Source organism: Vibrio sp. V10_P2A27P122 (genome assembly GCF_963874335.1).
GTDB classification, from domain to species: Bacteria; Pseudomonadota; Gammaproteobacteria; order Enterobacterales; family Vibrionaceae; genus Vibrio; species Vibrio anguillarum.
Genome location: NZ_CAWNHY010000010.1, coordinates 1 through 12,391, shown reverse-complemented (window position 1 = coordinate 12,391; position 12,391 = coordinate 1). Strand labels below are relative to the sequence as shown.

Below are 12,391 nucleotides of genomic sequence, written 5' to 3'. Positions count from 1 at the left end.
ATCTCTATGTTCTCCGGAGCCTGTAGTGCCTGTTTGTCATCCACATGCTCAATTTCAATTACTGCATAACCTTTTGCATCACGTGGTAAGCGTTTTAATTGAGCTGCAAGGGCAGGGATCGCGGTCATGTCAGCGGCTAAGAAAAACCATTTCCCATTGGGATTCAACCCTTGAGCTTTACCTGGGCCAGCGATTGAAATCGTATCGCCAATGGCCGTATGCATCGCCCATCTGACTGCAAATCCACACTGCTTATCTTCCGCTTCGTGCCGTACAAAATCGATTTCAATGCGATTGTTGGTCGCATCAAAGCTTCGAATGGTATAAGTGCGCATTATTGGGCGCTGATCAGGGGTTAACCGTGACAAATCAGTGCCACCATCTTCACTAAACAACAGCTTGATATAATCGCCTTCGTTTTCAAGTGTAAAATGCTCAATTGAGTCACCCTGTAACGTAACGCGTTGCAGGGAAGGCGAAATCTGCTGACTACCCACAACCGTGAGTGGATAGAAAGAGCGTTTAGGTTCTGTTTCTTTTTTCATTATTCTCTAGATTACCGTTTTGTCTTTTGTAGGTATAACCTTAAACTGAGTGCTCAATTGATTCAATGATAATAACTATCATTTACGTTATTTTACTTTGAAGAGATGGGAATATGTAACTTTGCAGATAAAAAGCCCCATACGCATAATGGTATGAGGCTTAATAATGCTCACATTTTGCTGATGTTTAAACTTCGTTAGGTGCAACTTCTGCAAGTTCATCCCGTTCGTTCATTTTTGATGCTTCAAGCATTTTTCGAACAACCAATGAAGCGACGATGGCCACTGCTACCATCACTACGGCTAAGATCGTGAGCATTTTAAAGTAGTCGCCATAAACGCTTTGGACGATATGCTGACTGATCACTTGACCTTTTTCTAATGCGATGGAGGTTGAGAACACCGCACCCACAATGCCGCTTAAGGCGATGGCGACTGAAAAGAGGCTAACCGAAAAGTTTTCGATGTGCTTGGGAGCCACTGACAAAATGAAGGCCACTACTAAACTACCAACAATGACTTCCGCAAAAGCTTGGAAGAAGTGGATCATCAAAAAGACTTCTGGTCTGATGACAACATCAGCACCAATATTCATAACAGCCATGGTTAAGATGCCAAATGCAATGGCGGTAAAGATGAATGCAAAGCCAATTTTAGTGGCTGTTGAAAAATTAATGCCTCGCTTTTCCAGTGAAGAGAAAGTCATAGCAATGACAGGCCCAGCAACAATGCACCACAATGGGTTCATCGCCATTGATGCTTCAGGAGCGATTGGGATTAATCCAAATAAGTCACCACGCATCGTATTGATGGTTACCATGGTCATGGAGGTCATCATTTGCCCGTAATATACAAAGAAACAGGTGGTGAGCACCGTCATGATAAGAATAGTGCCCATTTTCAAGGTATCGGATCGATTCGCTTTAAACATCAAAAAGATGAAGTAAAAAATGGCAGCCGCACCAATGGCATAAACGATGTTTTGACCGATGTCCATATTAGAAAACATGAAGAAAACTAGCCCAACCATCGCGCATGATACTGCACAAAAGGCGAGCCAGTTTTTCACGCTTACGGGAGCTTGATCAATCTCAGCTGCAGCATTCACTAATGATTTGTTAAACACAATTAAAGTGGCAAAGGCGAACGCTGCCAAAATGGCTGAGAGCATAAAACTACCGTGAAAACCGATCACTAAAACAAACATCGGGAATAAATATTGACCAAGTAGTGCCCCCACATTGTTTACCGAATAATTGACAGGGTAACAGTTTTCAAAATGTTCTTGGGAGCTAAAAGTGCGTTTATATAAACTGGGGTAAGAAGGAGACATTAATCCGCGTGCGTAGCTCGCTAAAGCGATGCCTGCTAATGCCATCGCGACGTTGGTTGTTGAGGCACCCAGCACCAGTAGTGTGTAACCAAGAGCAAAAGCGCCGTAGGCAATGGTTAATGAACGATAAGCGCCAAGGAACTTATCGGCAATAAAACCACCAGCGATCGCAAAAAGGGGGCCAATGGATGAAAATGCTCCTACCACCATCATGGTATCGGCTTCGTTATAATCCAAATCTTCTAGAAAAAAACGGGTTAGGATAACCATTACCCCGTAAAATGATAAGCCAAACATCATTTGGCAGAACATCATTGATTTATTGAGTTTATTCCACATATTAATCTCTCCATGTAGTGGATATTTAGAGTTTATTCCTGTGGATTTTATCATTGGTAGTTATAAATAAATTGTAACAATTATCGCAGAAACCTTACTTTATACACGAGCATTTCTAATGCGTGGCTATCGTTTGAGTAATGTTTAAAAAGTGATTGTTTATTTTATTTTTTGACTCAAGCACTATGTACATGTAGGAGTATTTACGTGTTACCAAACCATACGTTTTAATACTGCTGCTTTCTTGATGTCGATTGCTATGACACAAGTTTTATGGTGGCTGGAATGGAGAGAGAAAAATAACGATGGTAGCCGAGCATCTTTATATCGTATTGGGTAAACGACTTGTTGATCAGCAATTAACATTAGAAGGGCGTAGCCGTGTTGATGGCCTCGTTAAGGCGTTACAACGTCATGACATCGATCATAGTGTCATTGCTTTATGCGGTGGGCTCACGCTAGGGCAACAGATTTCTGAAGCGAAGGCTATGTATCATTACCTTCAATCGGAGCTTACTCGGCTCAATGTGTCACTTTTGAATAACCGCATTTTGCTGGAAGAACACTCGACCAGCACAGTGGAAAATATCGAAAACGTCGCGTTAGAGCTGCAAAAAAACGGTGACATTGACACGCAAAAAATACTACCAGTCACTTTCATTTCTAACGACTATCACTTGCAGCGTATTTTTGAAATTCAGCAATTAATGGATGAGCAAGGGTTACTGCGAGTGCTTAAACAACGCTGTGAAATGATGGAGATCACGCTGGCTATTTCACCGGATCTGCACGATCACCTAGCGATGAAATACCCTTATACGCATTTAGCCGCGGAACTGTTTCTATTGGTCGATCAACTAACGACTTACCGTGTCTACCTTGAAGGTGTCGTGGCGGGTTCATTTCTGCGCGATCTCACGCAAGTGAGAGCCATTCCTTACCAAATAGCATATGAGGCTATTTTAGCGATCAACCATAAAATCGCAGACAACCCAAAGTGGGTTTTTGTTCGCTGTCTTACGGATTTATTGATGCAGTGTATCAATGCCACAAAGAGGGCGTTAAGTGTCAGTGAGATTCAACCTTATCTCATTTTGTTCGACAGCAACTTAACGTTATTGAATCGATATCTTGATCCTGAAAACCCGTGCGTCGGACGCTGGTGGCGTCAGGGATAGTAACAAGCGAAATAGATGAATCAAAGAGACCCCGCAATGCGGGGTCTTTGCTTTTTAGTCAAGCGACTTATTTCCTGACCAAAAACCGTTTTGAACAAAACAATGTGTTAAGCCGTTTCTAACGTACGCTCTTTGACCACGCTTAGACGCTCGCCATAAATTGGACGTAGTGCTGCCAGTACATGGTTACGAGTTAGCATACCGACAAACTTGCCATCTTCAAGGACGGGGAGATTTTGTGGTTTGTTCACTTTCATGCTTTTTGCGCGCTCTTCTAAAGAGAGTGAGCTAAAACGAGTAGCAATACCCATGCTAGTAGTAGGGTATAACTGTTCTTTATCGATACATAAAAATTCGGCGATATCAATCAGACGGTCAGATGCATCGATGGCGATAACATCGCGGCTCATAAGATCCACCACTTTTTGCCCTTCGGTAGGGAGGTAGTCTTGGCACCATAAATCCACCATGACATCGTGAGCTGAGAAAAATCCGACCAAACGACCAGCCACATCAACCACAGGAGCACTATCGAGCTGGTTATCCAGCAACATATCAATCGCTACTGCGGTTGGCATTTCCACGCCTAGAGTTACAGGTTGGGTGTTCATAATGTCTTTAACTGTAATTGTTTTATTCATTTTCGTTTCCTTCACTGACGTAATTGTTGCTGTTTCCGTAATAGTGCTAATGTTTGCGGCTTTAAGTTGTGGACGGCGGAAAATAGACCAGTTGGCGAGACCAACCAACACAGCACCGCCGACAATATTGCCCAAAGTCACTGGGATAAGGTTTGCCACCACAAATTGATGAATGTTCAAATCTGCGTAATGAGTGGCACTGATACCGAGCTGCTGCCAGAAGCTCTCTGGTGCAAAGTTTTGAATCACAATGCCTAAAGGGACCATAAACATGTTGGCTACGCAGTGCTCGAAGCCGCTAGAGACGAACATCGCCACAGGCAAAATTGTCATTGCGGCTTTGGTCATTGCATTGGCAGAGCTAAACGTTAACCAAATCGCAAGACAAACCAGTAAGTTACATAGCACCCCAAGAGAAAATGCTTGAACAGGTGTATGGTGCAGTTTGTGCTGCGCGATGTTCAGCGCATTCAACCCCCATTGACCATCATCCAACTGATAGAGACCAGCCCCAGTAACCAAAAGCAGTAAGAACATGGCACCAATGAAGTTACCGATATAAACCTTGCCCCAAATGGATAACATTTTGCTAAAGCTGATTTGTTTATTGGCCCAAGAAATGCTCGACAATACGGAACTGGTGAACAGTTCACCGCCACAAATCACGATTAAAATCAGCCCCATGCTAAAGGCTAAACCACCCGCTAACCGACTGAGCCCCCAACCTGCGTTAGCACTGCCTGTCGTGACAGTGATGTAGAACAAAAATGCTAAGCCGATAAAAGCACCTGCCATAATGGCAAGGCTCAGTGTCATACCGCTACTTTTCTTGGCTTTGCTTAATGCAAATTTCTCGGCTTCTGCCATCATCTCAATCGGTGAGAACAGCTGTTTATTTTCAGAGTAGGCTGCTGACATACACGCTCCCAAAGCTCAATTTCATAATTACCTCCCAAGTTCAAACAAAGCGTCATGCCTTGCTTCCCATACAGACTAACGAACGGGTCATGAAGTAGTAAAATTGATAATTTTTAGATTACTCATCAAATGAATTGATATGAATAAATGAAAGAGTAGAATGAAACCGTTTGCGCATATTAACTCCCTTGAAATTAAAGGTGTGGCGCGCAGTAGATGAAAGCTAAATAGGAAAAGCAGTGCGGTATTCACTCAAACAATTAGCAGTTTTCGATGCTGTTGCCGATAGTGGCAGCGTCAGTCAAGCTGCGGATAAATTAGCGTTAACTCAATCCGCGACCAGTATGTCGCTAGCACAATTGGAAAAAATGTTAGGTCGCCCTTTGTTCGAAAGACAAGGAAAGCAGATGGCATTAACTCATTGGGGAATGTGGCTTAGGCCGAAAGCGAAGCGTTTATTACAAGATGCTCAGCAGATCGAAATGGGCTTTTATGATCAGCACTTGCTTAGCGGTGAAATCAGTATGGGAGCCAGCCAGACCCCTGCCGAGCACCTCGTTCCAGACCTTATCAGCATTCTTGATAACGATTTCCCAGAGATGCGTATTGAGCTTGGTGTGAAAAGCACCAAAGGGGTGATCGATGGCATCCTCGACTACAAATATGACCTTGGTATCATTGAAGGTCGATGCGATGATAACCGTATTTCCCAAGAAGTGTGGTGTCGAGATCACCTAACAGTGATAGCTTCGGCTCATCATCCTTTTGCCAAATGTAAAACGGTGAGTCTTGCACAGCTTGAACAAGCCAAATGGGTGTTAAGAGAACACGGTTCTGGTACTCGTAATATTTTTGATAGCTCGATTCATCATCTTATTTCCGATTTAGATGTGTGGCGAGAGTACGAACATGTTCCTGTGCTACGCAGTATGGTTGCGAATGGTCCGTACTTAACTTGTTTACCTTACCTCGATGTAGAACGCTTTATTGAGAATGGCCAACTGGTAGCGCTCAATGTGCCTGATCTGAATATGGAAAGAACGTTGTCGTTTATTTGGCGAGCAGATATGGCTGAAAACCCGTTGGTTGAGTGCATTAAGCGTGAAGGACTGCGCATGATGAAAGGACGACCAAGCGTACTTTAAGCTTGTTAATCTTGGTTATGATTTACTTTGTTACTTCTCAATATGGGGTGTGATAAGTGAAGCTATTGAGTGTTCGCATTTATCATCATGTCACACACCCTCATTACCTAATCTAACGCTCATGCTCGATTAAAAAGCACTTCAAATGTGTTGATTTATCGTTTGCGTCAACATTTCAATGAAATAAGTGAAATCATTGCATTTATTTCATGACTTAGGTCACTAGTCATCCGTGGTTGAAGCTTTTAATATCGGCACTTGATTTATTGATGTCGCTATAGCAACGGCTTGTTAAATGACAGGCAGATAGCGGCTAAATGAGGGCGCTATGAGCACACTATTTGCAATTTCACTAACGACAGGCATTCTTTCTGGTGTTTGGGGCTGGATAGCCGTTTCGTTAGGCTTACTATCATGGGCTGGCTTTTTAGGATGTACGAGTTATTTTGCCTCTCCAACCGAGGGTATTAAAGGTCTTGCAGAAAGTTTGATAACTAATATCAGTGGCGTTTTTTGGGCAATGGTCATTATTCATTCATCCAGTTTGGTGAGCTTGGATATTTTGGGTTACGTTGTCATTGCGGTAGTGGCATTTTTAATGTGCATTCAAGCGTCGAAAGCGTGGCTTGGTTATATCCCTGGAACCTTTATTGGCGCTTGTGCCACTTTTGCTGCGGGTGGTGATTGGCAACTGGTTATTCCATCACTTCTATTCGGTGGCATTTTTGGCTTTGCGATGAAAACAAGTGGTATGTGGTTGCATCAACGATCTAACCAGCCAACGTTGAGCGATAGCGCAACTGTTGAAACGCGTTCTAAATCCTCAACTTGTTAATTTGTGTTTAAGACTAATGTTGGTGAAATCCACATTGGTAAAGGTTACCCCAATTGATCCGTATCGATTCATCAAAATTGTTGATATACCCATTCAATATAAGATTAGTCACATATAGCGAAATGGAAATGATACGAGGCACATAATCATGTGTGCCTTTACGTGTGGCCATTGGCCATCGTAATCACGCGTTTTAATGTCCAGCGCAGCAGTACAGGAATAAAGTCCACACCTTGTTGCTCACAATGGGAAACGATGGCAAGCGCCAAATCAGGTTTCGCGTGTTTTTTCAGCACACGTGTGACCACTTTTTTCGCAGGGATTGGATGATCGTAAGGTATTTTAATCAAATCTTTGAAGAAGTGTTCAAAGCCATGAGAGTACAGAAAATGTTCGATATCTCGATCGGGAAGTTCGGTCAGGCGATGCCGTTCTTGATCACCTGTTAGCATACCGCGTACCGTTGACGAATATTTTTTGCCAGCGGGATCGCCATCAGTCACGACATGCCAATCAATGCCAAACGCTTTCGCCACTTTAATTAAGGACTTCAGACCAGACTGAGCAAATTCGACAATTTGTACTCCTTCGGCGGCTAGATTATAGCCACACTGGCGAGCCAGCTCACTAAACAGCCACACCTCAGTTTCTCCTTCAACCAACAACCAGCAGCGAGCAAAAAGCACCCCTGAACGATGAAAACGAATATGAAAACCGATACGTCGTAGTTCGTCCTTACTCAATCCACGGGAGATCATCGAATTTGCAATGGTACGGTCAGAAGTACGCACCAAACGCCGAATCGAATGAAGGGGAACAGAGCCAAGCAGATCACCACTGTTCGTTGTGAGAATTTTTTGCATGGGTAATAGTTGAAGTAAACTCCAAGCGCGTGCCAGATGAGTAGGATGCAATCGACCTTCGGGATCTTCGATAATCAGCAGCGGCCTAGCGCAACGTCGTAGGTCAGTTGGGCCTTTGGCTTGCAGATAAGCATTGAGTAAGCCCATCAACAGCAAACGAGTTTGCTTATTTTTAGTCTCTTCAACAAATTGGCTTATGTTTTTATCGGCGGTTGGGCTGGAATAGACTAAGCTGTCACGTTGCTGTCTTGGGTTTTTACGTGTCTGACTTTTGAATGAAAAATAGTGATCAACTAATACATTCATTGAGTTAAGGCTACTTCTCATCTCGCCTTTGTTGACATGTCCAGGAATGGCCAGTAAACGACGACAGGTATTATCAATGCGTTTTTCGGCGCGAGAATTTTTACCGTTACCATTGACGAAAGGTCGCTCGAAACGCCGTGAATCTTTCAAACGGATCACTGGGTGTAAGCTCATCAGCTCTTGCGCTAATTTTTCGGAATGATGCAGCGGTAGTGGATTGCCTTCGAGGTCTAAAAACAGGTAGCGAGTGGTAATATCATATCGCTCACGAGTGGCACTGATGCGATAGAATATCCGTTTCGTACCCGTTTCATCTTCAACCCAAATCGGCCTCAGCTTACGATAACGGCCGGATCGAGATTCATTTTTATCTGTAGAAACAAAGCTTAAGACAATTTGTAAATGCTGAGTTTGAGGATGAGCGATAGAGTAATCGACGTGGAAATCTTGCATTTCAAATTGATAAGGTACACCGTTGGCTGGTAGCACTACTGATAAGGCGTCCAACAATGAGGACTTACCCCAAGTATTTTCACCGATCAATGTGGTGAGTTCATCAAAAGCGAGCGATAAACGTTTGATTCCTCTGAATCCGGAAATTTCAATTCGCTCTAGATGCATAGGCAGACTCCTTTTATAACTCAACAAGTTAGCTTCTCGCTGAGTCTGTTTTTCTTTAAGCATAATGGAAATTATGCAGATAAGTAGGCTGCTGGCTCACATATCAAGTGTTTATGTAGGGGCAGCCGAATGAGACAAAGGCTACAAAGCGTGATGAGGTTGACTTAGCGTAATTATATTTTCAAACTCGTTTCATAAAAGTCACGATTCTGTCATGATTCTTCAGCTAGGATAGAGTGGAAAAAGAAGAGAAAGATAAATGATGCATAAAAAGAATAGACCAGCATCAATTATGCTGGCACACATTAATGACACTCACTCATATTTTGAACCGACATCGCTGCAATTGACTCTCCACATCCAACAGCAGACTTTAACACCGTATGTAAGCGCTGGCGGCTTTGCACGAATTGCAACACGAGTTCAGCAATTGAAAGAAGATGCGGCGCGTATGAAGCGAGCCTTTGTATTTTTACACGCTGGGGACTGTTTCCAAGGCACGCTCTATTTCTCGCTATTTAAAGGTAAAGCCAATGCGGACATGCTCAACGCATTGAATCTTGATGCGATGGCATTAGGCAATCACGAACTGGATATGGGTAATGAACCCGTTGCCCATTTTGTTAAACGTATTCAATTTCCATTGCTAGCTGGCAATTGGGATCTTTCCAATGAAAGATCGAATAAGCCTTTTCCAATAGCCGGTAGCCCGCAAGTAATAAGTTATCAACCTCAAGGTAAATACGCTCGCTGGATAGAAAAACAGGCTGGTGATGAAACAGTTGCAATTTTCGGCTTGTCACTCGATAAAATGGCTGATATTGCCAACCCAGATCTCGATACTCCATTTATTAACGCTATCCAAACGGCGAAAAATACGGTTGCTGAAATACGCGCTAAAGGGATCAACAAAATTGTTCTACTTAGCCATTTAGGTTATGAAGCGGACATTGAGCTCGCACAGCAAGTGGAAGGCATTAGTGTTGTCGTCGGCGGGCATAGCCACCGATTACAAGGCGATTTTAGTGCACTAGGGCTGATGAAAGATGACGAGTATGGTTTAAGAATTAACGACACTTATGTCGTCCAATCCGGTTATCATTCTTTGAGCTTAGGTCATTGTTATATCGACTTTTCAGCCGATGGCAAAGTGGACAAATTTCAGGGTCGTAATGAACTGTTACTTGGCCGTCGACTGTTTCTTGATGCCAGCATGAGCGAAGCGGGCACCGATAACACCCATTTAGCGGCGTGCGAATTTTTAAGCCAGCACCCTAATGTGGTGGTGTGTAAGAAAGATCCGCAGGTCCAAGGAATATTGATCGATAAATACATGCCGCGAGTACGTCAGCTGCAACAAAATATTATCGCACATGCTGATCGTTTCTTAAGACACGTCAGAATTCCTGATGAAACTGGGCCGAGTGAGTTGGCTCCTTTGGTGGCTCAATCATTCGTCTATGCCATGCGGCAAAGAGGGCACCCCGTGCAGTTTGCAATACATAACGCTGGTGGAGTCAGAAACTCGCTCAACGCCGGACAAGTTTCGGTGGCAGACATTGCCGGAAATTTATTGCCTTTTGCCGTTCCTATTGGTGTCTACCGAGTGCAGGGAGAAACCTTAATTGAGATGCTTGAAGGGGCGATTAATAATGCGCTGGGCAATGGGGTCGACGGCACAGGTTCTGGCAGTTATCCTTACACCCACAATCTCTCGTTTACTTATGCCGCCGATCGGCCTGTAGGACAACGCATCACAAATGTGTTGTTATTTAATGAGCAAAAAGGTTGGCAACCAATTGATCTTAATCGTTATTATTGTGGAACCTCTTCGGCCTATACCATGAAAGGCAAAGAGGGATATGATGCGATACTGAAAATGAAGGGAGAAGGTTTTGTTTCGAATGTGTCAATGGCTGATGCGTTTATTGAGCTGCTGACGGAAAAACCTGAAATACTTAACCACGCAGGAACTCAACTCCAACATCATTATCAGTAACTCGGTTTGACATAAATTTACTGGCATAGACTTTGCTTTTTAACTTTCAGTCTTAACGCATCTTCAACCCGATGAAGGTGCATGAAGATGTGAAAGGGGAAAGTATAATGTGGATTAGAGATTGGTTAGATGCTGCTGTCGTCGTTGCTTGGGTCAGTGCATGGTCTGTATTGGTGTATTTATTACCACTGGCAGGCGTATAAAAATCTAAGCTAAAAAGGAGCATAAATGGCTCCTTTTTTTGATCACGGCTATGGACCTTTGCATCCAATAGGCATAAAATCCGCGCTGATTGGGGAGTAGTCGCCTTTGTTTACTTATCGTCAGCTCGTTAAGCGCATGCTTATCCGGTAAGTATAAATAGCCTTCTGTTAAAAACGGAATGCTTATTTCGACGAGACCAACGCATTCAGCTCTGTTCATTATGAACAGCGGTTTTTGTTTGCGGAAGGTTTCGATCGGTTAATCCCATCTTATCCTTCCGCCTTTGGAGGATATATGACCCCAACAACCTATCTCAGCTTTGCAATTCTGACTCTATTTCTTGTTGTTATCGATATTTGGCAAACCCGTGGCGGTAAAGTCACGATCACTAAAGCGGCCGTTTGGAGCGTGATTTGGTTTATGCTGGCGTTTGCATTCGCCGCGAGTATCTATTTCTTTTGGGATAGTTACGCACCAACCAGTTCATACAGTGCCGAAAAGGCGACGATCTCGTTTATTACTGGTTACTTGTTAGAAAAATCGTTAAGTGTTGATAACTTATTCGTCTTTGCGATTATTTTTCATCAATACGCAGTCCCAGAGCATTTACGCCCGCGGGCTCTATTGTGGGGAGTGATCGGTGCTTTGTGTTTACGAGCGGTGATGATTGTGATTGGTGCGCAGCTGCTTGAACAATATCATTGGTTACTTTATGTGTTTGCATTATTTCTTATGTGGACCGGTATTCAACTTGCGCGTGAGAAAGGCGATGAACAGCTAAACCCAATGCCGGAGAAGCTGATTCGACGTTGGTTCAATGTGACGGATCATTACGAAGGGAATGCTTTGGTTGTGAGCCGCAATAAGCAATGGTTTGTGACTCCAATGATGATTGTGATTGGCGTGATTGCTTTTATGGATGTCATGTTCGCATTAGATTCAATACCGGCTATTTTTGCCGTGACCCGCGAACCCTTTTTAGTGTTAGCAGCGAACGTGTTTGCGTTACTTGGTTTGCGGTCTTTGTACTTTGTGTTGCAAGGGATGATGGATAAGTTTATTTACCTAAAACCAGCGCTTTCCTTCATCATGATATTCATTGGTATTAAGATGATGCTAGTCGGTTCTGCGTGGGAAATTCCGACACCAGTCTCACTGGGTGTACTGTTAATCACTATGATTATTGCGGTGTTGGCTTCTGTCTATAAGCAGAGAAGTCCATTACCTGCTACTAATAAGCCATAATATAAGTAAACGGAGGTAAGTGTTTGACAATACTTATCTCTCTCTTTTATTTATCCTTTATCTAACCGACGATAAAAACATTAATGTGAAAGTTTTGTAAATAACCGGTGTTTTTGTTTTTCATTGAGATTTAAATTCACCAAACAAAGCTTAATGTGAATAAGTAATCGATTATCGTGGATAATAAAAAAATGCATTGTTATGGGGTTGTTTCATTAG

9 protein-coding genes are annotated in these 12,391 nt (G+C 43.1%); 5 read left to right on the top strand and 4 right to left on the bottom strand.

The genetic code is table 11. The features are described 5' to 3' along the window. A partial coding sequence (locus AACQ17_RS00625) for a siderophore-interacting protein (protein ID WP_094167669.1) occupies nt 1-545 on the bottom strand: 545 nt, incomplete at its 3' end. Nucleotides 546-732: 187 nt separating this feature from the next. Beyond that, nucleotides 733-2,217 (bottom strand): peptide MFS transporter, encoded by a 1,485-nt coding sequence (locus AACQ17_RS00620; RefSeq protein ID WP_026027790.1) that lies wholly within the window; start codon nt 2,215-2,217, stop codon nt 733-735. A gap of 305 nt (nt 2,218-2,522) precedes the next feature. On the opposite strand from AACQ17_RS00620, the gene AACQ17_RS00615 reads away from it, so the two are divergent. Then, on the top strand, nt 2,523-3,395 hold the full coding sequence (locus AACQ17_RS00615) for a YdcF family protein (RefSeq protein WP_094146907.1): 873 nt from the start codon (nt 2,523-2,525) through the stop codon (nt 3,393-3,395). Nucleotides 3,396-3,502: 107 nt separating this feature from the next. Here the strand turns inward: AACQ17_RS00615 and focA are convergent, their stop codons facing one another. Beyond that, a complete protein-coding gene (focA, locus tag AACQ17_RS00610; protein ID WP_094146908.1) occupies nt 3,503-4,954 on the bottom strand; it encodes a formate transporter FocA in 1,452 nt (483 codons plus the stop codon). Between the two features lie 239 nt (nt 4,955-5,193). Between focA and AACQ17_RS00605 the strand changes: the two genes are divergently transcribed. Together AACQ17_RS00605 and AACQ17_RS00600 are read left to right on the top strand one after the other, a co-directional pair. Next, entirely contained in the window at nt 5,194-6,099 is a 906-nt protein-coding gene (locus AACQ17_RS00605; RefSeq protein WP_013867825.1) for a LysR substrate-binding domain-containing protein, read from the top strand. A gap of 328 nt (nt 6,100-6,427) precedes the next feature. After that, nucleotides 6,428-6,934: a DUF1097 domain-containing protein gene (locus AACQ17_RS00600; protein WP_094167668.1), complete on the top strand. Its 507-nt coding sequence runs from the start codon at nt 6,428-6,430 to the stop codon at nt 6,932-6,934. Nucleotides 6,935-7,092: 158 nt separating this feature from the next. On the opposite strand, the gene AACQ17_RS00595 is transcribed toward AACQ17_RS00600, so the two are convergent. Continuing rightward, the gene (locus tag AACQ17_RS00595; RefSeq protein WP_026028965.1) at nt 7,093-8,724 is read right to left on the bottom strand and encodes an ATP-dependent endonuclease; all 1,632 of its coding nucleotides are present in this window, start codon (nt 8,722-8,724) and stop codon (nt 7,093-7,095) included. A 259-nt stretch (nt 8,725-8,983) separates the two neighbouring features. Between AACQ17_RS00595 and AACQ17_RS00590 the strand changes: the two genes are divergently transcribed. Together AACQ17_RS00590 and AACQ17_RS00585 are read left to right on the top strand one after the other, a co-directional pair. Continuing rightward, nucleotides 8,984-10,723 (top strand): bifunctional metallophosphatase/5'-nucleotidase, encoded by a 1,740-nt coding sequence (locus AACQ17_RS00590; RefSeq protein ID WP_094146911.1) that lies wholly within the window; start codon nt 8,984-8,986, stop codon nt 10,721-10,723. A 498-nt stretch (nt 10,724-11,221) separates the two neighbouring features. Continuing rightward, nucleotides 11,222-12,172 (top strand): TerC/Alx family metal homeostasis membrane protein, encoded by a 951-nt coding sequence (locus tag AACQ17_RS00585; RefSeq protein WP_170935153.1) that lies wholly within the window; start codon nt 11,222-11,224, stop codon nt 12,170-12,172. Nucleotides 12,173-12,391 lie beyond the last annotated feature (219 nt).

What these genes read in the sequence shown, in the direction of transcription:
- AACQ17_RS00615 (WP_094146907.1), top strand. Translation starts at nt 2,523, where the DNA reads ATGGTAGCCGAGCATCTTTATATCGTATTGGGTAAACGACTTGTTGAT.
- focA (WP_094146908.1), bottom strand. Translation starts at nt 4,954, where the DNA reads ATGTCAGCAGCCTACTCTGAAAATAAACAGCTGTTCTCACCGATTGAG.
- AACQ17_RS00620 (WP_026027790.1), bottom strand. Translation starts at nt 2,217, where the DNA reads ATGTGGAATAAACTCAATAAATCAATGATGTTCTGCCAAATGATGTTT.
- AACQ17_RS00600 (WP_094167668.1), top strand. Translation starts at nt 6,428, where the DNA reads ATGAGCACACTATTTGCAATTTCACTAACGACAGGCATTCTTTCTGGT.
- AACQ17_RS00595 (WP_026028965.1), bottom strand. Translation starts at nt 8,724, where the DNA reads ATGCATCTAGAGCGAATTGAAATTTCCGGATTCAGAGGAATCAAACGT.
- AACQ17_RS00585 (WP_170935153.1), top strand. Translation starts at nt 11,222, where the DNA reads ATGACCCCAACAACCTATCTCAGCTTTGCAATTCTGACTCTATTTCTT.
- AACQ17_RS00590 (WP_094146911.1), top strand. Translation starts at nt 8,984, where the DNA reads ATGATGCATAAAAAGAATAGACCAGCATCAATTATGCTGGCACACATT.